Source organism: Pseudomonas congelans (genome assembly GCF_900103225.1).
Taxonomy (GTDB): Bacteria; Pseudomonadota; Gammaproteobacteria; order Pseudomonadales; family Pseudomonadaceae; genus Aquipseudomonas; species Aquipseudomonas congelans.
Genome location: NZ_FNJH01000001.1, coordinates 156,150 through 179,719, shown reverse-complemented (window position 1 = coordinate 179,719; position 23,570 = coordinate 156,150). Strand labels below are relative to the sequence as shown.

The 23,570-nt window shown below is 62.4% G+C and carries 5 protein-coding genes; 3 read left to right on the top strand and 2 right to left on the bottom strand.

Features of this window, described 5'->3' with window-relative positions; genetic code table 11:
* Nucleotides 1-7 precede the first annotated feature (7 nt).
* From BLR20_RS00730 to BLR20_RS00715, 3 genes are all read left to right on the top strand, one after another.
* On the top strand, nt 8-1,684 hold the full coding sequence (locus tag BLR20_RS00730; RefSeq protein WP_054993219.1) for a cyclic peptide export ABC transporter: 1,677 nt from the start codon (nt 8-10) through the stop codon (nt 1,682-1,684).
* Nucleotides 1,685-1,990: 306 nt separating this feature from the next.
* The gene (locus BLR20_RS00720) at nt 1,991-4,222 is read left to right on the top strand and encodes a TonB-dependent siderophore receptor (protein ID WP_054993218.1); all 2,232 of its coding nucleotides are present in this window, start codon (nt 1,991-1,993) and stop codon (nt 4,220-4,222) included.
* A gap of 328 nt (nt 4,223-4,550) precedes the next feature.
* A complete protein-coding gene (locus BLR20_RS00715; protein ID WP_054993217.1) occupies nt 4,551-6,962 on the top strand; it encodes a TonB-dependent siderophore receptor in 2,412 nt (803 codons plus the stop codon).
* Nucleotides 6,963-7,249: 287 nt separating this feature from the next.
* Here BLR20_RS00715 and BLR20_RS00710 read toward each other — a convergent pair whose 3' ends face one another.
* Together BLR20_RS00710 and BLR20_RS00705 are read right to left on the bottom strand one after the other, a co-directional pair.
* Entirely contained in the window at nt 7,250-15,874 is an 8,625-nt protein-coding gene (locus BLR20_RS00710; RefSeq protein ID WP_054993216.1) for an amino acid adenylation domain-containing protein, read from the bottom strand.
* Between the two features lies 1 nt (nt 15,875).
* Nucleotides 15,876-23,558 carry an amino acid adenylation domain-containing protein gene (locus BLR20_RS00705; protein WP_477749716.1) on the bottom strand — a complete coding sequence of 2,561 codons (7,683 nt, stop codon included), beginning with the start codon at nt 23,556-23,558 and terminating at the stop codon, nt 15,876-15,878.
* Between the last annotated feature and the right edge of the window lie 12 nt (nt 23,559-23,570).

Here is a 23,570-nt window from a genome sequence, read left to right as displayed (position 1 = left end):
ACACACCATGATCCGCACAACTGAAAGCCTCGCCCGGGAAACCCTGAGAATCCTCAAGCCGTTCTGGTGGCTGGTGGCGCTGTCGACCTTGCTGGGGATTGTCAGCGGCCTGAGCGTCACCGGTCTGCTGGCCACCATCAACAACGCGATGAACATGCCCGGCGGGCCGGACACGCAGACCGCGCTGCTGTTCGCCGGGTTGTGTGTGCTGACCCTGGCGTGCTCGACCCTGTCCAACCTGTCGACCAACTACGTCGGCCAGCGAGTCGTCGCCAACCTGCGTCGTGAGCTGGCGGCCAAGGTGCTGGTCGCGCCCATCGAGCAGCTGGAACGCTATCGCGCGCACCGCCTGATCCCGGTGCTGCTCAACGACGTCAATACCATCAGCACCTTTGCCCTGTCGGTCGCGCCGATGGTGATTTCGTTCACCGTCACCCTCGGCTGCCTGACCTATCTGGCCGTACTGTCCTGGCAGATTCTGGCGCTGACGGTACTCACTGTGGTGCTCGGCACCGGCGCGCAATACCTGGCGCATGCGTTCGGCATGCGCAGCATTCTGGCCGCGCGCAACAGCGAAGACGAATTGCAGAAACACTATCAGGCGTTGTCCGCAGGCGCCAAGGAGCTGCGCATTCAGCGCAAACGCCGTCAGCACATGCTCGACGAAAAGATTTACGGGGCCACCGAGCACATCTGCCGTTCGAACATTCGCGCTGCCAACATCTTCGTCAGCGCGGAAACCTTCGGCTCGATGCTGTTCTTTGCGGTGATCGGCATGGCCATTGCCTTTCAGGCGCTCTGGCCGACGACCGAAAAGACTGTATTGGGCGGCTTCGTGCTGGTGATGCTGTACATGAAAGGCCCGCTGGAGCGCCTGATTACCGCCCTGCCCGGCATCAGCCGCGCGCAGATCGCCATGCGCCGCATCGCCGAGCTGTCATGGAAATTCTCCAGCCCCGAACCGCACCTGTTGGTCAATGACCGTCCGACGTCGCTGGCCAGCATGCACACTTTGGAACTGCACAACCTGCGCTATGACTACCCGCCGGTCGAGGGCAGCGAAGCCTTTCACCTCGGCCCGGTCGACCTGAGCATCAAACAGGGTGACATCGTGTTCATCGTCGGCGAGAACGGTTGTGGCAAGACCACGCTGATCAAGCTGCTGCTGGGCCTGTACACGCCGCAACAGGGTGAGATCCGCCTCAATGGCCAGGCCGTCACCGCGGAAAACCTGGATGACTACCGCCAGTTGTTCACCACGATTTTCGCCGACTACTACCTGTTCGACGAACCGTTGCAGGGTCAGACCGCGTTGCCGCAGGACGCGGGCAAATACCTGGAGCGCCTGGACATCGCGCACAAGGTCAGGATCGAGAACGGTGCTTTCACCACCACCGACCTGTCCACCGGTCAGCGCAAGCGCCTGGCGCTGATCAATGCGTGGCTGGACGAGCGTCAGGTGCTGGTGTTCGACGAGTGGGCGGCCGATCAGGACCCGGCGTTCCGTCGCGTGTTCTACACCGAGCTGCTGCCGGAATTGAAGCAACAGGGCAAGACCATCATTGTCATCTCCCATGACGACCGCTATTTCTACATCGCCGATCAGTTGGTACGCATGCAGACCGGGCAGATTCAGGTCGAACAGGTTCACAGCGAAACCCACGACAAACCCATCACCGTGTGATTAGCCCACGCCTTTAACGCCCCGCCCAGCCCGTCCGCGAGCGGGGCTTTTTCTTGCCCGAGCATTCCGCGTCACACTCAATTACTAGCCAAGCGCCATCTTTTTTCGGGAATTGTGAAAAAAACATTAAATAAACGTTATTCGCTTTCGTTCTCATTAACAGCGAATTGCGCGCCCGGCCATCTCTCGCGCAACGCCTCATAAAAAAGTTGCTCACGCGTGCCCGGTCGACGGCTGGACCCGACTGCGCAGACCTGAACGACGCACCCAATTTCCTTGCCGATACTCACTGGAAAGAGCCAATTCATGCACAACCCGTCACGTCTCACCCCGCTCAGCAAAGCGTTGATGCTCAGTCAGATGTTCCGCTCCCGGCCATCCATGGCGGCCATGGGTCTTGCGCTGTGCATGCCGGTGGCAGGCCAGGCACAGGAAGCCGCCGCGGACGATTCGAACACGACGGGCACGGTCAACCTGGCCCCGACCTCGATCGACTCGCATTACCTGGGCACCAGCACCGACGGCACCGGTTCCTACACCACCGGCGCGGTGAGCATTGGCAAGGGTGCGCCGCAATCGCTGCGCGAAACGCCGCAATCGGTGAGCGTGGTGACCCGGCAGGTCATGGATGACAACAACCTCACCAGCCTCAGCGACGTGCTGGAAGACACCCCGGGCATCACCTTCCAGTACCGCAACTTCGGCGGCCACGTGTACACCTCGCGCGGTTTCTCATTGCTGGCGGAAAGCTTCCTGGTCGACGGCATTGGCGGCCAGGGCTATCAGATCACCGGCTGGATGCAGCCGGACATGGCCATCTACGACCGCGTGGAAGTACTGCGTGGAGCGTCCGGCCTGCTGGTCGGTGCCGGTCAGCCCGGCGGTGCGGTCAACCTGGTGCGCAAACGTCCGACCGCCGAGAACAAATTCTCGATCACCACCCGCGCCGGTTCCTGGGACCAGTACCGCGTCGACCTGGATGGCAGCGGCAAGCTCAACGATTCCGGCACCCTGCGCGGGCGTATGGTCGCGGCCTACGATGACAGCGGCTCCTACCTGGACGGTCGCGACAGCCGCACGCCGCTGCTGTACGGCATCGTCGAAGCCGACCTGAGCGATGACACCACCCTGACCATGAGCCTGCGTCGTCAGGAGCAGGTCATCAACGGCTACTCGATTTATGGCCTGCCGCGCTACAGCAACGGCCAGTCGCTGGGCCTGTCGCGCTCGACCAACCTGGCGCAGAAGTGGAACCGCCATGAAAGCGACATGACCGAGGTGTTCACCGAAGTCGCGCATCGCTTCAATGAGGACTGGGTCAACAAGACCTCGTTGACGTATTCGCAGGGCGGGTTCGATCAGAATATTGCCTATGCACGAGGTACGGTAAACCCCACGACACTGGCGGGCTCCAACTTTCAGGGCACGCTGTTTCGCAAGGATGAGGTCGACAGCGTCGGTCTGAACAGCCAGCTGGAGGGCAACTTCAACGCGTTCGGCCTTGAACATCAGGTGACCCTGGGTGCCGACTGGTCGAAGCAGGAGGCCAACACGCATCAGGCTACGGTGACCAGACGGACGCCGATCAATATCTTCGATGTCGACCAGAATGCGTTCGCCAAACCAGCCCGTCCGGCCTGGCAAACCGACATCGACACGACCGAAGAACGCGCGGGCCTGTACGCCAACACGCGCATTCATCTGAGCGAACCGTTGAGCGTGGTGCTGGGCACGCGCCTGAGCTGGTACGACTACAAGTACGACGTCAAAACCGGCTTGGCCAATGACTACGAGTCCAAACAGACTCAGGAATTCACGCCCTTCGCGGGTGTTATCTATGACATCAACGACAGCTGGTCGTGGTACGCCAGCTATGCCGACATCTTCACGCCACAGGCCAACTACGTCACTGCTGGCGGCTCACCGCTGGACCCGGCCATCGGCTCCAACTACGAAACCGGCTTCAAGGGCGAGCTGTTCGACAAGCGCATGAACCTGTCGATGGCGCTGTTCTATATCAAGCAGAAAGATGTGGCTGCCGTTGATGTGAACACCACTGAACTGTGCCCTACCAGCTCCGACGGCTCCTGCTACCTGCAGGACGGCATCAGCCGCAGCAAGGGCGTCGACGTCGAGGCCAGCGGTGAAGTGCTGCCGGGGCTGCAAGTGTTCGGCGGCTACACCTACAACATGCTGCGCAACAACGGCGATTCGGATGTGGCTTACGAAACGCCGAAACACATGCTGCGCCTCAACACCAGCTACAACCTGCCGGGTGCCTGGAACCGCCTGACCCTGGGCGCTGGTGTGTCGGCGGATTCGGGTTACGAAGTGCCGTCCAACAAAGAGCTGGGTGTCGCCGGTCGGGCCATCTGGGATGCCCGAGCGTCGTGGAAGCTGGATGAGAACTGGAAGGTGTCACTCAACGCCGAAAACCTGTTCGACCGCAAGTACTACACCACCTCGATCGCCACCGACCGCTCCAACGTCTACGGCGAACCGCGCAGCTACGTCCTGACCTTGCGGGGGGATTTCTGATCTAAGCTCAGCGTTATGGAGATCCCTGTGGGAGCGAGCTTGCTCGCGAAGGCAATGGTTCAAATGCCCTGATTTCAGGGACTGGACAGGCCTCTTCGCGAGCAGGCGAAGCGCTGATCGCGTGGCGCGGCATCGAGTGTGACGCAGAGCGTCAAGAACGGCATTCCCACACTGGAGCGTGCGCAACGATAGGTATCCGGAGAGACACAATCGTGTCCATACTCCTCGTGTCGGAGCGGTTTCGGTTCGTGATACACCGCTCTGCACGCGACCAGGCTGGCGCAAATGCATTATCCTTCACCATTGATCTCAACGAGCCATCCCTCCCATGCAAACATCCTCCAGCCGTCTGCGCACAGGCCGCGTGAAAACGCTCGGCCTGCGTCTGGGCGGTGTGGGGTTGGTGCTGGCGTTGAGTGTCCAGGGACAGGCGCTGGCGGAAGAATTCGAGTTCGATATTCCGGCCCAGACCCTGAGCACTGCCCTGAAGGAACTGGGCCGCCAGTGCGATCTGCAAATCCTCTACAACCCCGACGACCTGAACGGCAAGCTCAGCAGCCCGGTGCATGGCAGGCTGACGCCCGAACAGGCAGTCGCCGACCTGCTGAAAAAAGCCGACGTAGCGCACAGCCTTGAAGACAACACCCTGACCCTTGGCGCGGCTACCTACGCGCACACCATGAGCCTCGGGCCGGTGGCGATCAAGGGTGACTCGTTCGGCATCACCACCGAGGGCAGCGGCTCGTATGCGGCCAGCGGCGTAAGCCTCAACAAGACCGCTCAATCGTTGCGCGACACGCCGCAGTCGGTCACCGTCATGACCCGTCAGGTGATGGACGACAAGAACCTCACCGGCCTCGACGAGGTGATGGCACAGACGCCCGGCATCACCTTTTCCCAACGCAATTTCGGCTCTCATGTCTTCAGTTCGCGGGGCTTCGCGCTGGAGGACGAGAGTTACATCATTGATGGCGTGGCCGGCCAGGGTTACAGCGTGACCGGCTGGATGACCCCGGACATGGAAATCTACGACCGCGTCGAAGTGCTGCGCGGCGCGGCCGGCTTGCTGATCGGCGCAGGCAATCCCGGTGGTGCGGTCAATCTGGTACGCAAGCGGCCGACCGCCCTGCCGCAGTTCTCGATCACCACCCGCGCAGGCAGCTGGGACAACTACCGGGTCGACCTGGATGGCAGCAGCAAACTCAACGATTCAGGCAGCATCCGCGGGCGTTTTGTAACGTCCTATGAAGACCGCGGCTATTTCATCGATGGTCTGCAGAAAACCGCGCCGTTGCTCTACGGCATCCTGGAAACCGACCTGAGCGAAGACACCACCCTGACACTGGGCGTGCGCCATCAGAACGCGGACACCAAAGGCTTTTCGATCTTCGGTCTGCCTCGCTACAGCAACGGCAAGGCCATCGACCTGCCGCGCTCCACGTCGCTGGCCCAGGACTGGAACCGCCACCAGACCCGCACCGACGAAGTGTTCAGCGAACTGGAAACCCGCTTTGACGAGAACTGGAGCGGCACACTGTCGGCAACCCACTCCGATGGTGCTTTCGATCAGAAGGTCGCCTACGCACAGGGCGCTATTGACCCAGCGACACAGAGCGGTTCCCGACTGGTCAGAACCCTGTTCCGCTCGGACGATATCCATAGCGATGGCATCGACGCGCACCTGGACGGCCGGTTCGACGCCTTTGGCCTGAGTCACCAGTTGACCGTCGGCGGCAACGGGTCCGAGCAGAAACGCGAGTCGCGCTATGCCACGGTCAACGCCAATCAGCCGCTGTCTATCTTCAGCCCCGACCACGACGCGATTGCCGAACCTGTGCGCCCGGCCTGGAACAGCACTGACTACAGTGACAAGCGTTATGGCGTGTACAGCAACCTGCGCCTGAGCCTGACTGAATCGTTGAGCCTGGTGATGGGTGGCCGGGTCAGCAGCTATGACTATCAGACCACGTCCGCAGGCATGACCCGTCGCGCCCAGGAAGACAATCAGGTCACGCCGTTTGCGGGGGTTATCTACGACCTCAACCGGGACTGGTCGTGGTACGCCAGTTACACGGATATTTTCCTGCCGCAAAGCGCCTATCGAACCGCATCAGGCACGCTGCTTGATCCGGCCATCGGCGCCAGCCATGAAACCGGGATCAAGGGCGAGCTGTTCGACAAACGTCTGAATGTGTCAATGGCGCTGTTTTATGTGAAGCAGAGGGACGTTGCCGTCGAGGATGATGCCAACGCCGGCCAGTGCCTGAGCAACGATGCTTATGGGACCTGCTACCTGAACGGCGACGTACGGCGCAGCAAAGGCCTCGACTTGGAAATCAGCGGCGAGCCGTTACCGGGATTGCAGACCCTGGCCGGGTACACGTTCAACATCACCCGCGGCAGTGACGGGCAATCGATTTCAGCAGAAACACCCCGGCATATGCTGCGCCTGACCAGCAGCTACACCCTGCCTGGCGCCTGGCGTCGGTTGACTGTCGGCGGCGGGGTCTCGGCGCAGAGCGGCTACTCGGAACACGAGTCGACCCAACCCATCGATAACGCTGGCCGGGCCATCTGGGATGCCCGGGTCGCGTGGAAAATCGACGAACACTGGTCGTTGGCGCTCAATGGCAACAACCTGCTGGATCGCAAATACTACAAGGCCACCGGTGACATCGACCGCGGCAACTACTACGGCGACCCACGCAACTACGTCCTGACCCTGCGCGGTGATTTTTAAGCGGCGTCCGCTCCTCGCACTCAAGAGCGTCCAGAAAGTCACGTTCCAGCCCAGACATCTATCGTTCCTCACGCTCCAGCGTGGGAATGCCGTTCGTGACGCCCTGCGTCACACCAGCTGCCGCGCCGCGCACTCAAGAGAGGACGCAGAGCGTCCGGAAAGGCGTACCCACGCTGGAGCATGGGCACGATGGTGTTCTCCAGGACACCTATCGTCCCGCACCCTCCAGCCCAGACACTTATCGCTCCTCACACTCCGCGTGGGAATGCCGTTCGTGACGCTCTGCGTCATACCAGTTGCTCGGCAAGTCCCTGCAGAAACGCCTCCGCGATCACCAGGTTGTCGTGCCGTTGATCGATTGTCGTCGAGCTGCGCAGTCCGTTGACCGAGCATTGTTCCAGCAGCACCGCTTCGGCCTTGGCAATCTGCCCCGGTTTGCGGCTTTGCCCTGCCCACCAGCAATCGGCCTGTACATTGAGGGTTTTCAAGGTAAACGCCTGGCTGAGTTTCGCGTTGGCTTCCAGTAACTTGTAACCGGTTTCGATTTCGTCCTGCACAGCGATGTCCTGAAACATGCTGCGCAGGCTGTCGACGTTCATCGCATGTTGCAGTGCGATCTGCCCGATCACCTGATCAATGACTTCACTCTCCCCGGTCACCGACTGCCGGGCCGTTTCGATCAGGCCGACAATGGTTTGCTCCTGCAAGCCCGGCACGAAGGCCTGCAGGCTCTTGATCAGGCTGCGGTAGTAGTTTTCGCCCTGCTGCTGCGTGGTGACGTGCGAGTCCTCTTCGACCCATTGCATGCCGACCGATGCCGGCAGCTGGGTGTCGACCAGCCCGAGAAAGCTCACCACCTCGCCAGCGCGCTCCAGCACATGCGCGACTTCGACAGCCAGCGCGCCGCCCATCGACCAGCCCAGCAGGTTGTAAGGCCCGTGCGGCTGGGTCATGCGGATCTGCTCGACGTAGTAATCGACCATGTCATGCCACGACGTATCGAACCAGCCCGGCACCACATAGGCCTTGTTGACCAACCCGTAAACCCTTCGGCTGTCGCTCAACTTGCCCGCCAGCGGGTAATACGAATACGTGCCGCCACCGCCCGGCGGCAGACAAAAGAGTGGCGCATGTGCCGAGCCACTGGCGTTCATGGCGATGACCGCCGATTTGACCCGAGCATCGTCGGCGCGCATGAAATCGGCCAGTTCACCCAGGGTCTGCAGCAACAGCAAGTCATGCAGTTTGATGGAGATATCGAACGTCTCGCGAATCCTGCCCGCCAATGAAACCGCCAGCAACGAGTGCCCGCCCAGCGCGAAGAAGTTGTCGTTGAGCCCGACCCGTTCGACGTGCAACACCTGCTCCCACAACGCAGCAAGGCGTTGCTCGAATGCGGTGCGCGGCGCCACGTAACCCTGCTGTGACCGGGCCGCATCCGGTTTCGGCAGAGCCCTGCGATCCAGCTTGCCATTGGCGGTCAGCGGCATCGAATCGATAAAGACAAAGTAGCCCGGCACCATATAATCCGGCACATGAGCCTTGAGGTAAGACTGCAGAAGCTCGCGCAGAACATCCGGCGCCGGAGCGGCATCGGTCGGCACCAGATAAGCCGCCAGTTGCTTGCCGGACGGCCCGTCGATGTCGATCACCGTGGCTTCGCGCACAGCGGCATGCTCATGCAAACGCGCTTCGATTTCGCCCAGTTCGATACGCAGGCCGCGAATCTTCACCTGATGGTCGATACGCCCGGCGTAGTCGATGACGCCCGCGTCGCGGTAACGCGCCAGATCGCCGGTGCGGTACAGCCTGCCGCCGCCCTGCTCGTCGAACGGGTCCGGCACGAAACGCTCGGCCGTCAGCGCCGCACGGTTGTGATAACCCCGCGCAAGACCGACGCCCCCCAGATACAACTCTGCCGCCACACCCTGTGCGGCAGGCAGCAGGCCGTCATCGAGAATGTGGGTTTTCAGGTTATCGATAGGTCTGCCAATCGGCACGCTGAGGATGTCATCCGAGGTGCAGGTCCAGTGGGTCACGTCGATAGCCGCCTCGGTCGGACCGTACAAGTTGAACAAGCCAACCTGCGGCAGACGCCTGAGCACCTGACCGGCAAGTTCGGCAGGCAGTGCTTCACCGCTGCACACCACTCGGCGCAGGCTGTCGCAGCTTTCTACCTGCGGATGGGTCAGGAACGCCTGCAGCATCGACGGTACAAAATGCAGGGTCGTGACCTGATGCTCGCGGATGCTCTGCACCAGTCGCTCCGGGTCGCGATGATCGCCCGGCAGCGCCACGGCCAGGCGCGCGCCGGTCATGAGCGGCCAGAAGAACTCCCAGACCGACACGTCGAAACTGAACGGGGTTTTCTGCAACACCGTGTCGCTGCCATCCAGCGCGTAAGCCTTCTGCATCCAGTGCAAACGGTTGACCAGCGCAAGATGGCTGTTGCCTGCACCCTTGGGCTTGCCGGTCGAGCCGGAGGTGTAAATCACGTAAGCCAGATTCAGCGGATGACTCAGGTTGGCCGGGTTGGCGGTGCTGTAACCGGCCAGCCAGTCGCCGCCCTGATCCAGACAAATGGCCTGGACCTGAACCGACAGCCCCTCCAGCACTGCCGATTGGGTAAGCAGCAAACCAATCCCGCTGTCCTGCATCATGTAAGCCAGACGATCCTCGGGATAATCCGGGTCCAGCGGCACATACGCGCCACCGGCCTTGATGATCGCCAGCAGACCGACCACCAGTTCCAGACTGCGCTGGACGCAGATGCCCACCAAGACGTCCGGCCCCACGCCCGACTCACGCAGGCGATGCGCAAGTTGGTTGGCGCGGGCATTGAGTTGCGCGTAGCTCAACTGCTCGGCGGCGAAGATCAGCGCCGGCGCGTCCGGCGTGGCACGCACCTGGGCTTCGATCAGGTTGTGCAGGCACTGCTCGCTCGGGAAGTCTGCGGCTGTGGCGTTCCACTCGCGCAGAACATGCTGCTGCTCTCGGTCGCTCAACAACGCCAGTTCGCCAAGCGCTGCCTGCGCGTCATGCGCCAGCGCCTGCAAGACCTGCTGGAAATGCGCCGACAACTGCGCCATATGTTGCTCACTGAACGCCTGACGGGCGTAGCTGAAACGCACCGACAGGGTTTCACCGAGATTGACCACCAGCGTCAGTGGGTAATGTGTCTGTTCCTGCGTATGCAGACCGCCGAACACCAGCCCCGGCGGCGCAGCCTGTTGCAAGGCGTCGGAAACAGGGTAGTTTTCAAATACCAGAATGGTGTCGAACAGCGTCTCGCCAGCGCTGCGTGCCCAACGCTGAATCTCGTACAGCGGCGTGTGTTCATGCTCTCGCAAGGCAATGTTTTGCGCCTGCACCTGTTGCACCCAATCCGCCACCCGCTGTTCGGCACGCGGGCAGGCGATCACCGGCAGGGTATTAATGAACAGCCCGAGTTGCTCCTCGACACCCGGCAGATCCGCCGGACGCCCGGCCACGGTTGCGCCGAAGGTGACGCTGGACTGCCCCGTGTAGCGTTGCAGCACCAGCAGCCAGGCCGATTGCACCAGCGTGTTGAGGGTCACGCGCTGTTCGCGGGCAAACTCGCTCAGTTGACGGGTGCTTTCGGCATCGATCAGATGCAGGTAATCACCATGCCCCTGGCCGTTCTCAGGCGCCTTGAAGGCCTGAACCAGACGGGTGGGGTCATCGAGTCTGGCCAACTGGTCGGTCCAGAAACGCTCGCTGAGCCCGGCATCCTGACGCTGCAACCATTCGATGTAGTCGCGATAGCGGCTGACCTGCCTCGGCAGTGTCTGGCCGCTATAACGCTGCAGCACTTCACCGAGCAGGCGCGAGCTGCTCCAGCCGTCCATGAGGATGTGATGGCTGGTGTAGATCAATTGATGACTCTGCTCGCCGGTGCGCAACACGGCCAGGCGCAACAACGGGCCCTGGGCCAGATCGAAACCCTGCTGGCGGTCGGCATCGGCCCATTGGTCGATCCAGTCGGACGACTGCGCTCGGGCGTCCAGTTCGACAAAAGGCATGCGCACATCACGCAAGACCACTTGCAGCGCCGGTTGCAGATGGCTGATGAAAGCACTGCGCAGCACTTCGTGGGTATCCAGCGTGGCCTGCCACGCGGCGCGGAAACGCGGCACGTCCAGGCCGCTGACCTCGATGCGCATCTGGTTGATGTAATGACCCGCTTGCTGCTCGAACAGGGTGTGGAACAGCATGCCCTGCTGCATCGGTGCCAGCGGGTAGATGTCTTCGATCTGCCCGGCAGATATCGGCAAACTGCTCAGTTGCGACTGGCTCAGGCGCGCCAGCGGGAAGTCCGACGGAGTCACCCCAGCCACGCCTTCAGTGGTGCAATGTGCAATCAACTGTTGCAGCTCAAGGGCGTATTCGTCGGCCAGTCGCTGCACCGTGTCGCGCTCGAACACCGCGCCACTGAAGGTCCAGCTCAGCCGCAGTTCGCCGGCATAGACCTGACCGTTGATGCTGATTGGCGCAGCCAGCGGCGCATTGGCACTCTGTGAGGCGCCGCTGCTGTCGGCGGACGGTGTGAACAGTGCTTCAGGTGCGTCGAAGCTGCCGTCGAACTGCCCCAGGTAATTGAACACGATGCTGCCCAGCGGTAGGGCTTGCAGGGTCTGCCGCGCCGATTCACTGCCCAGGTAACGCAACGCGCCGTAACCGATGCCCTTGTCGGGCACTGCGCGCAGTTGCTCCTTGATGGTCATGATCGAGTCGGCCAGCGAGGCCTGCGGGGTGAGTCGGATCGGGTACACATTACTGAACCAGCCCACCGTACGGCTAAGGTCCAGCGCGTCGAACAGGTCCTCACGGCCATGCCCTTCGAGACGAATCAGCGCATGCGGTTGCGCGGTCCAGCGGCTGACCACCCGCGCCAGCGCGGTCAGCAGCAGGTCATTGATCTGCGTGCGGTAGGCCGCCGGGGCGTCCTGCAGCAATTGCCGGGTCAGCTCACCATTGAGTTGGGTGACCACCGACAGCGCATGCTGCTGTTGCTGGCCGCCATGCGGATGATCACAAGGCAAGGCCTCGCTGACGTCCTGCAAATGCGCCTGCCAGTAACCCAATTCCTGCTCCAGCGCCGGGCTTTGTGCATAGGCCTGCAAGTGCTCGGCCCAGGCTTGCAGCGCGCTGGTTTTCGCCGGCAGCAGCGCTGGCTGACCTGCTGCGAGGGCGAGGTACGCCTGTTGCAGGTCTTCCAGCAACACCCGCCATGAAACACCGTCCACCAGCAGATGATGAATCACCAGCAGCAGGCGCTGTTCGCCTTGTGGCAGGTTGATCAGCACGGCACGCAGCAGCGGGCCGTCTTTCAGGTCCAGGCTGCGTTGTGCCTCGGTGGCCAGTTCGGGCAAACGCTCGATGCTGTCCAGCTCATGGGTCCAGAGCAGCTCGCGAGTATTCGGCGCGCCGAAGGTGGCCTGCCATTGGCCGTTCTGCTGGCTGAAACCCAGACGCAACGCGTCGTGCTGTTCGACCAACGCAGTCAATGCCGACTGAAGGTGAATGGCATCGAGCAGTTGCAAAGGCTTGAGCATCACAGCCTGATTCCAGTGCTGACGCTCGGGGATGTCCAGCTCGAAAAATCGCGCCTGAATCGGCAGCAACGGCAACGAACCGCTGATCTGCTCCGCCACGGCGGCGGGCTTTTTCTGAATCAGTTTTGCCACCGAGGCCAGTTGGCCGATGGTCTGTTTCTCGAATAATTGCTTGGGGCTGAGCTTGATGCCCTGGCGCTTGGCGCGGGCGATGATCTGCAGACTGAGAATCGAATCGCCACCCAGTTCGAAGAAGTTGTCGGTGCTGCCGACCTGATCCAGCTTGAGGACATCCGCCCACACGGCAGCGAGCTTTTCCTCGATCTCGCCGACCGGCGCGGTGTAACGCTGCTTGACCACGCCGGGTCTGGGCAAGGCGCGCTTGTCGAGCTTGCCATTGGCGGTCACCGGCAGACGCTCGAGAAGCATGATCTGCGCGGGCACCAGATACTCCGGAAGGTGCGCTGCCAATTGCTCGCGCAGCTGTTCGACGTCGAGGCTCGTGCCGGTCGCCGCCACGCAATAGGCCACCAGTTGCAGCCGTGTTTCGTCACTGTCCAGCGGCTGGGCCAGCACCACGGCCTCGGCGACGTTGTCCAGGCGTTGCAGCCATTGGCCCACTTCACCCGGCTCGACCCGATAACCGCGGATTTTCACCTGATCGTCAGCACGGCCCAGGTATTCCAGCACGCCATCCACCCACCGCGCACGGTCGCCCGCACGGTACAGGCGCTGACCGTTGGCGTCCGGGTCCGGCACAAAGCGTTCGGCGGTCATTGCCGCACGACCCAGATAACCCTGCGCCAGCCCGCGACCGCCCAGATACAGTTCACCGGCCACGCGTTCGGCCACCGGATTGAGGTAAGCATCCAGCACCCGCGCCTTGCCATTGGCCAGCGGCTGACCGACCGGCACACTGCGGCAGGCACTGAGAGGCGCGGCCACTTCGTGGGTCAGGATGCCGACCGTGGTTTCGGTCGGGCCGTAATGGTTGATGACGCGGCAGCCCGGCTTGAGCGCACGCACCTGCTCGATCAACGCCCAGGCGCTGGCCTCGCCACCCAGAATCAGCACCTGCCCCGGCAGCACTTCTGCCGGATTGGCGGCCTGCAGCAGGCCCTGCAAATGGCTGGGCACGATTTTCAGCACGTCAACCTGATGCTCGGCCATGTAACGCGCGAAACCGTCGGGGTCGAACGCCTGCTCGTGAGACAGCAGGTGCAACGTCCGGCCGGACGCCAGCGCACCGAACAACAGCGTGTGCCCCAGGTCGGCAGCGACCGTCGACACCATCGCCATGCTCGCCCCGTCGTTCAGCGCCAGGCGCTCAAGCACGCCCTGTACGTAGTTGGCCAGCGCGCCGTGGCTGATCACCACGCCCTTGGGCTGCCCGGTGGAGCCGGAGGTGTAGATGATGTACGCCGCTTGCCCGGACAGAACCCGAACGTCCAGCGCCTGACTATCGACAGAGGCCCACAGCGCAGCGTCGAACGCCAGCACCGGGCACACGCCCAACCGCGCCGCCTTGTCGTCATCGGGCGCATGCACCAGCAGCACCGCGCCGCTGTCACGAACCAGTTGCTGCAGACGCTCGGCCGGTTGCGCGCTGTCCAGCGGCAGGTACACCGCGCCCAGCTTCAGCACCGCCAGCAGGCTGACCACCCATTCCACCGAGCGGTCCAGGCACAGGGCGACGGTCATGCCCGGTTTGATGTCCTGGGCGTGCAGGTAGCGGGCGAATTGATTACTGCGTGTCTCGAGCTCGTCAAAGCTCAACACCTGCTGGCCAACACGCAAAGCAGTGTTGCCGCGCCTGGCGTGCAGGCCCTGTTGCCAGAGGCTGAGGAAATCAGGGCAGGTAAAGTCCCGGGTTTGCTCGGCGACCGGCGATGATACCGCGTGTGGATGATCGGCCAGACGCCGGTCAGTGTCCGTGACCAGTGCTTGCAGCACGCTGCGCAGCGCGTCGGCGATACGCTCGATGGTCTGCGCTTCGAACAGGTCGGTGGCGTAGGTGAAATAACCGCGTATCCCGTCGGCCGTGTCGGTGAAATCGAAGGCCAGATCGAAACGCGCATCGCTGCTGCCCATCGGAAACTCATCGACGGTCAGGCCCGACACGCGCTGCCCGCTGGTATCGGCTGCCAGCACGTGCTGATTGATCTTGAACTGGAACAACGGGTTATGGCCCAGATTGCGCTCCGGTGCCAAGGCATCCACCAAATGCTCGAACGGCAGTTCCTGATGCGACTGCGCACCCGTCACCACCTGTTTGACCTGATCCAGCAGCTCGGCAAAGCTCTGCCGCTCGTCCACCTGCACACGCAGCACCTGGGTGTTGATGAAGAAGCCGATCAGCCCTTCCAGCTCGCTGCGTGTGCGCCCGGCATTGGGCGCGCCGATGCGGATGTCGGACTGCCCGCTGAAGCGCGACAGCACTACGGACAGCGCCGCCAGTGTCACCATGAACAGGGTCTGGCCGTTGTTGCGCGCCAGGCTTTTCAGTTGTGCGGACAGCTGCTGCGGTACGTCGACGCGCACAACCGCACCGCGATGGCTCGGTTGCAGCGGACGCGGCTGGTCCAATGGCAGGCTCAGCAGCGGATGTTCGCTGCCCAGTCGCTGTTTCCAGTAGTCCAGTTGCCGCTCGCCCTCCCCGGCCTCCAGCCAGGCGCGTTGCCAGATCGCGTAATCGGCGTACTGAACCGCCAGCTCGGGTAACGGAGCCGGCTGGCCGGATACCTGCGCCTGATAAAGCTGCACGAACTCGCGAATCAGCACTTCGCCGGACCAGCCATCGGACACCACGTGATGCATGCACACGGTCAGTACGTGTTCGCTTTCACTCAGCTGGAACAGCTTGACCCGCAGCAGCGTCCCGCTCAGCAGATCGAAGGGCTTTTGCAACTCGGCACGCACCTGTTGCTCGATGTCTGCGGGTGCCGCCGCCGCGAAATCGAGGGCGACCGTGGCCTGTTGGAGAATCTCCTGATAGAACGCGCCGTCCTCTGAAACGAAGCGGGTGCGCAGGGTTTCATGGCGTTGCACCAGCAGATCCAGCGCCGCGCTCAGGGCCTGTCGGTCCAGTGCGCCATTCAGACGCACCGCCAGGGGCACGTTGTAAGCCGCGTTGCCCGGTTCCATCTGCCAGAGAAACAGCATGCGCTGCTGCGCGTAGGACAGCGGGATGCGCGCTGCGGCGTGTCGGGTTACAGCGATGGGCAGCAGTTTGAAGCTCTGCCCGGTCTCGTGCATCTTGGCGAGGATCTGGCGCCGTTGTTCGACGGGCAAGCCGACGAAACGCTGGGCGATACGCTCTGCTGCAGACTTGTCCATGTCAGATACCCGCCATTTCATTCATCATTTTTTCAATATCGGACAAGCCGTCCTCGGTCAGCGACAGGCCACTGTCGGCGAAGGCCTGAATAAATTCGCTCAATTGCGGTTTCTCGAAGATCAGACGCAGCGGAATGTCGATTCCCAGGCCGGTGTGGATTCTGGAAATCAGCTGCGTCGCCAGCAGCGAGTGGCCACCCAGTTCGAAGAAATCGTCGCTCAGGCCGACACGCTCGACCTTCAGCACATCGGCCCAGATCGCCGCCATCTGCTGTTCCTGCTCGGTACACGGAGCGACGTACTGGCGCTGCAACTGGCTGGCGTCCGGTTTGGGCAGTGCCTTGCGGTCGAGCTTGCCGTTGGCGCTCAGCGGCATCCTGTCCAGAATGATGAAGTGCGTGGGCACCATATAATCCGGCAGCGACGCCTTGAGACAGGCCTTGAGTGCATCACGCAACTGATCGTCGTGGTGCTCGACCACCAGATACGCCGCCAGCTGTTTGCCGGACGGGCAGTCAACGTCGATCACCACCGCCTCATGAACGCTGTCGTGTTCCAGGAGGCTGGCTTCGATTTCGCCCAGCTCGATGCGCAAGCCGCGAATCTTCACCTGATGGTCGATACGCCCGGCATAGTCGATGACACCTGCGTCGCGATAACGCGCCAGATCGCCGCTGCGGTACAGCCTGCCGCCGCCCTGCTCGTCGAACGGGTCCGGCACGAAGCGCTCGGCCGTCAGCGCCGCACGGTTGTGATAACCCCGCGCAAGACCGACGCCACCCAGATACAACTCCGCCGCCACGCCCTGTGCGGCAGGCAGCAGACCGTCGTCGAGAATATGGGTTTTCAGGTTGTCGATCGGCCGCCCGATCGGCACGCTGAGCACTTCGTCCGTGGTGCACGTCCAATGGGTCACGTCGATGGCCGCTTCGGTCGGACCGTACAGGTTGTACAGACCGGCCTGCGGCAAACGCTTGAGCACCTGGGCGGCCAGCTCGGCAGGCAGTGCTTCGCCGCTGCATACGACGCGACGCAGAGTGTTACAGCTTTCCACCTGAGGATGAGTCATGAACGCCTGCAGCATCGACGGCACGAAATGCAGGGTCGTGACCTGATGCTCGCGAATGGTCTGCACCAGCCGCTCGGGGTCGCGATGATCGCCCGGCAGCGCCACGGCCAGGCGCGCGCCGGTCATCAGCGGCCAGAAGAATTCCCAGACCGACACGTCGAAACTGAATGGCGTCTTTTGCAGAACCGTATCGCTGCCATCCAGACAGTAGGCCTTCTGCATCCAGTGCAGACGGTTGACCAGCGCACGATGGCTGTTGCCCGCGCCCTTGGGCTTGCCGGTCGAACCCGAGGTGTAAATCACATAAGCCAGGTTCAATGGATGGCTGAAGTTGACTGGATTGGCAGTGCTGTAACCTTCAAGCCAGTCGCCGTCCTGATCCAGACACAGGCTCTGCACCTGACGCGCAACCGGCAAGCGTTGCAATAGCGCCGTCTGGGTCAACAGCAAACCGATACCGCTGTCCTGCATCATGTAGGCCAGACGATCCTCGGGATAATCCGGGTCCAGCGGCACATAAGCGCCACCGGCCTTGATGATCGCCAGCAGAGCGATCACCAGTTCCAGACTGCGCTCGACGCAGATCCCCACCAGCACGTCCGGGCCGACGCCGGACTCACACAGGCGATGCGCAAGCTGATTGGCGCGGGCGTTGAGCTGTGCGTAGCTCAATTGTTCGGCGGCGAAAATCAGCGCCGGAGCGTCCGGTGTCGCGCGCACCTGGGCTTCGATCAGGCTATGCAGACAATCTTCGTTGGGGAAGTCTGCGGCTGTGGCATTCCAGTCGTGGACAATCTGCTGCCGTTCAGCCATGTCGAGCATCGGCACTTCGGCAATGCGCTGTGCGGCATTGGCGCAGATGGCCTGCAACAAGGCCAGCCAGTGCCCGGCCATGCGCTCGATAGTGCGCGGGTCGAACAACGCGGTCGCATAGGTCAGGCCAGCGCTCAGGCCACCGTCATGTTCGGCAGTGTTCAGGGTCAGGTCGAACTGCGCCGGGTAACTGTCCGGCAGCAACGCCTCGACCTGCAGACCGGGCAGCGCGCGGACGTCGGCGCTGGCCTGGCTCTGGTGATTGAACATCACCTGAAACAGCGGGCTATGGCTGAGGCTGCGCTGTGGCTGCAGGGCTTCGACCAGTTGCTCAAATGGCAGCTCCTGATGCGCCTGGGCTTGCAGGGCGGTGTGTTTGACCTGCTGCAGCAGCTCGTTGAACGTCGTATGCACGTCAAACTCGGCGCGCAGCACCTGTGTGTTGACGAAGAAGCCGATCAGGCCTTCGGTTTCAGCGCGGTTGCGGTTGGCAATCGGCACGCCGACGCGAATGTCCGACTGGCCACTGTGACGGTGCAGCAGGCTCTGGAAAGACGCCAGCAACAGCATGAACAGGGTCACGCCCTGTTGCCGCGCGACCTGCTTCAAGCCATCGATCAGCGCGGGTTCCAGTTGCACGGCCAGCCGCGCACCGGCATGGCTTTGCACCACTGGCCGCGGGTAATCGGCGGGCAGTTCCAGAATCGGCTGCTGATCGCCCAGTTGCTGCTTCCAGTAATCCAGCTGCCGGGCCTGCTCGCCGGCCTCCATCCAGGTCCGCTGCCACAGTGCATAGTCGGCGTATTGCAGGTTAAGCGCGGTCAGGCTCACCTCACGGCCCTGACTGTAACCCTTGTACAGGCGCACCAGTTCATCGATCATGATCGGCATCGACCAGCCATCGGAGACGATGTGATGCTGGGTCAGAATCAGCACATGCTCGTCGGTGTTCAGGTTCAGCAAGCGGACCCGCAACAGCGGCCCCTGCTCCAGATCGAACGGGCGCTGCATTTCCTGCTGCACGCAGGCTTCAAGGCTCTGGCCGCTGGGCACCGATTCGACAGACAGGGTCAAGGCGCGTGGCGGATGGACGATCTGCAGTGCCTGATCGCCCTGCTGGCGGAAGGTCGTGCGCAGGGTTTCATGGCGGGCGATCAGCGCGCTGAAACTGTGCTCCAGCGCTGCGATGTCCAGCGAACCGCGCAGGCGCAGGGCTGCGGGAATAATGTACGCCGTGTTCTCGGGGTCAAGCTGCCAGAGGAACCACTGCCGCTGTTGCGCATAGGAAAGCCCCAGCGGCTGCGTGCGGTCGGCCTTGATGAAGCGCGGCGCGTCGTTGCCATGCCCTGCGCCTGCGGCCAGCGCGAAGGCCGCCAGATCACGCGCTTCGAACAGGTCGCGTAACGATAACTCGACGTCCAGTTGCTGACGGATACGCGAAATCACCTGAGTGGCCAGCAGCGAATGGCCGCCGAGCTCGAAAAAGTTGTCGCTGCGCCCGACCCGCTCGACCTTCAACACATCGGCCCAGATCGCTGCCAGTTGCTGCTCCAGCTCGCCTTGCGGGGCGCTGTAGGTAGCCTGTAACTGGCTGGCATCCGGCGCCGGCAGCGCCTTGCGGTCTAGCTTGCCGTTGGCGGTCAGCGGCATGCTGTCGAGGACGATGAAATGGGTGGGCACCATGTAATCCGGCAAGTGCGCCCTGAGTTCGCTTTTCAGCATTTCACGAAGACTCTGCTGATCCTGATCAGCCTCAGTAGGCACCAGGTACGCAGCCAACTGCCCGTCCAGCGCCAGCACACTCACTTCGCGCACAGCCGGGTACGCTTGCAGCCGCGCTTCGATTTCACCCAGCTCGATGCGGAAGCCGCGAATCTTCACCTGATGGTCGATGCGCCCGGCGTAGTCGATCATCCCACCAGCCCGATAGCGTGCAAGATCGCCGGTGCGGTACAGGCGGCCACCATCGTTGGAAAACGGATCGGGTACAAAGCGTTCGGCAGTCAGCGCGGCGCGATTGTGATAACCGCGCGCCAGACCGGCATGACCGATGTGCAGCTCGCCACTGCAGCCCTGGGCGACCGGGTTGAAATCGGCGTCCAGCACATACCAGGACAGGTCGGGAATCGCCTCGCCAATCGGGCTGGCGGGATTCTGCGTGTCAGCCAACGTGATCGGTCGATAGGTCACGTGCACAGTGGTTTCAGTGATGCCGTACATGTTGATCAGTTGCGGCGTCTGATCACCAAAGCGCTCGAACCACGGCTTCAGGCTGGCGACGTCCAGCGCCTCGCCGCCGAAGATGATTTTCTGCAACGACATCGGTACCGGTGAATCGCAGGCCACGCGCATCAGTTGCTTGAACGCCGACGGCGTCTGGTTGAGCACCGTGACCTGCTGTTCGACCAGCAGCGCATGGAAATCTTCCGGCGAGCGGGTCACTTCGCGGGGCACGATGACCAGTCGGCCGCCATTCAGCAGCGCGCCGAAAATCTCCCAGACCGAGAAGTCGAAGGCGAAGGAATGGAACAGCGTCCACACGTCCTTTTCGCTGAACTTGAACCAGTCATCCGTCGCGGCAAACAGGCGCATAAGGTTGCGATGGGCAAGCAAGGTGCCTTTCGGTTTGCCGGTCGAGCCCGAGGTGTAGATCACATAGGCCAGGTTGTCCGGCGCGGTCTGGTTGAGCGGGTTTTCCGTGCTGTAACCGTTCAGAGCGTCAGCCAGATCGAGCGTCTGCACCTGTTCGGGGATCGGCAGTTTGTCGAGCAGCGACGTCTGGGTCAGCAACAGCTGGATACCGCTGTCATGCATCAGAAAGCTCAGGCGATCCTGCGGATAATCCGGGTCCAGTGGCACATAAGCGCCGCCGGCCTTGAGGATGGCCAGCATGCCGACAATCATCTCCAGGCCGCGCTCGGCAGCCAGCCCGACGCGCACATCCGGGCCGACGCCCTGCTCGCGCAGTTTGTGCGCCAGCTGGTTGGCGCGCTGGTTGAGCTGCTGGTAACTCAGTTGTTCATCGCCAAAACTCAGGGCGATGGCCTGAGGGTTACGCTCGGCCTGGGCTTCGATGCGTTGATGGGCGCAGTGCTCGCTCGGGTAGCGCTGCACGCTTTGCGTCCAGGCGGTCGGCAATGCCAGTTCGCCGAGTCGCGTGGTTGCCGATGCGCAGAGGCTCTGCAGCAGGTGATCGAAATGCGCCGCCAGTTGCAGAATGCCTTCGGCGCTGAAGTGCTGGCGGTCGTAACTGAAACGCACCGACAGCACCTCATTGGCCTCGACCACCAGGGTCAGCGGGTAATGCGCCTGCTCCTGATTGCGCAGGTCGCTGAAGGCCAGACCGTCCGGCGCGCGCTGCAGGGCTTCGGACACCGGGTAGTTTTCGAACACCAGAATGTTGTCGAACAACGCCTCGCCACTGTTGCGCGCCCAGCGCTGGATGTCATACAGCGGCGTGTGCTCATGCTCGCGCAGGGCAAGGTTTTTCGCCTGTACCTGCTGCACCCAGTCGGCCACCGTCTGCTCGGCACGCGGGCTGGCGATGACCGGCAAGGTATTGATGAACAGCCCCAGTTGTTCCTCGACACCCGGCAATTCTGCCGGACGCCCTGCCACGGTCGCGCCAAAGGTCACGCTGGACTGGCCGGTGTAGCGCTGCAGCAGTAACAGCCAGGCCGATTGCAGCAGCGTATTGAGAGTGACGCGCTGCTCGCGGGCAAAGTCGCTCAACCGACGCGTGCCGTCGCTGTCGATCAGCTGGATGTAGTCGCCGTAGCCCTGCCCCTCGGCCGAAGACCTGAACGCCTGCAACAAACGAGTCGGCTCGTCCAGTTCCGCCAGCTCTGCGCTCCAGAAGCGCTCGCTGGCATCGGCCTCCTGAGCCTGCAGCCACTGAATGTAATCACGATAGCGACCCGCCTGTTTCGGCGGCACCTGGCCGCTGTAGCGCTGCAGCACTTCACCGAGCAGGCGCGAGCTGCTCCAGCCATCCATGAGGATGTGGTGGCTGGTATACACCAGATGCCACACGTCATCGGCGGTGCGCAACACGGCCAGGCGCAACAATGGTCCTTGCGCCAGATCGAAGCCTTGCTGACGGTCGGCCTGCACCCAGTCGTCGAGCCAGCTTTCTGGCTGGCGACGCGCATCCAGCTCGACAAAGGGCACCTCGACCTGACGCTGCACCACTTGCAGCGACTGCTCGCGCTGGCTGACAAAACAGCTGCGCAGTACGTCGTGATGGTCCAGCGCAGCCTGCCAGGCGTTGCGGAAACGCGGCACATCCAGCCCACGAATGTTCACCCGCAACTGGTTGATGTAGTTGCCCGCGCCTTCATCGAACAGCGAATGAAACAGCATGCCTTGCTGCATCGGCGACAGCGGGTAGATATCGTCGATCTGACCCGCAGCAATCGGCAGACCGTCAAGCTGCGCCTGGGTGAGTTGCGCCAGCGGGAAGTCCGATGGCGTGACGCCTTGATGCCCGGCCGTGCAATGTTCGATCAGGGTAGTCAGCGCCTGCTCATAGCGACGCGCCAGGGTGTCGATGGTTGAGGCGTGATACACCTCGCGGCTGAAGCTCCAGTCCAGTTGCAACTGGCCGTCGAACACCTGACCGTTGAGGCTCAGCCAGTTGCCCAGCGGCCCGTCTTCGCACAGCGCAGCGCCTGCACTGTCGGCACTCGGCACGAACAACGCAGCCTCGCGCGCATTGAAGCTGCCGTCGAACTGGCCCAGATAATTGAAAGTGACTCGCGCCTGCGGCAAGGCGGCCAATTGCTGTGCGAAAGACGCCTCGCCCGTATAACGCAGCATGCCGTAGCCGATGCCCTTGTGAGGCACCGCACGCAATTGCTCCTTGATGCCACACAAGCTCGCGCCCGGCGCGATCTGCGGCGTGAGGCGCACCGGAAACAGGCTGCTGAACCAGCCCACCGTGCGGCTTAGATCGGTATCGTCGAACAGGTCTTCACGGCCATGCCCTTCCAGCTGGATCAGCACCGAGGGCTGCTGGCTCCATTCACACAGGACCTGGGCCAGCGCCGTCAGCAGCAGGTCGTTGACTTGCGTGCGGTACGCGGCCGGCGCGACTTTCAGCAGCTTGTGGGTCAGGTCACGGCTCAGCCAGGAAGATGCATGCGCCGCGTCACGATTGCGCATCGTGCCTTCGGGTTTATCGCGAGGCAGCGGCTGGTCGGCGCGCTGCAAGGCTTGCAGCCAGTAATCGCGCTCGGCCGCCAGCGTCTCGCCGGTCGCATACGCTTGCAATTGCTCGGCCCAACGTTTGAGCGACGTAGTTTTTGCGGCGAGTGCTACCGGCTCGCCTTGCGCCAGGGCGAGGTACGCCTGTTGCAGGTCTTCCAGCAACACCCGCCATGAAACACCGTCCACCAGCAGATGGTGAATGACCAGTAACAGGCGCTGTTCACCTTGTGGCAGATTGATCAGCACGGCACGCAGCAGCGGGCCGTCTTTCAGGTCCAGGCTGCGTTGTGCCTCGGTGGCCAGTTCGGGCAAACGCTCGATGCTGTCCAGCTCATGGGTCCAGAGCAGCTCGCGAGTATTCAGCGCGCCGAAGGTGGCGTGCCAGTGACCGTTCTGTTGAGTGAAGCCCAGACGCAGTGCGTCATGCTGCTCGACCAACGCAGTCAATGCCGACTGAAGATGAATGGCCTCCAGCGTTTGCAAAGGCTTGAGCATCAGCGCCTGATTCCAGTGCTGGCGCTCGGGGATGTCCAGTTCGAAGAAGCGCGCCTGAATCGGCAGCAACGGCAACGAACCGCTGATGTGCTCCGCCACGGCGGCGGGCTT

Excerpts from the sequence above, each read along its gene's own strand:
- BLR20_RS00730 (WP_054993219.1), top strand. The coding sequence starts at position 8 with ATGATCCGCACAACTGAAAGCCTCGCCCGGGAAACCCTGAGAATCCTC.
- BLR20_RS00720 (WP_054993218.1), top strand. The coding sequence starts at position 1,991 with ATGCACAACCCGTCACGTCTCACCCCGCTCAGCAAAGCGTTGATGCTC.
- BLR20_RS00715 (WP_054993217.1), top strand. The coding sequence starts at position 4,551 with ATGCAAACATCCTCCAGCCGTCTGCGCACAGGCCGCGTGAAAACGCTC.
- BLR20_RS00710 (WP_054993216.1), bottom strand. The coding sequence starts at position 15,874 with ATGGACAAGTCTGCAGCAGAGCGTATCGCCCAGCGTTTCGTCGGCTTG.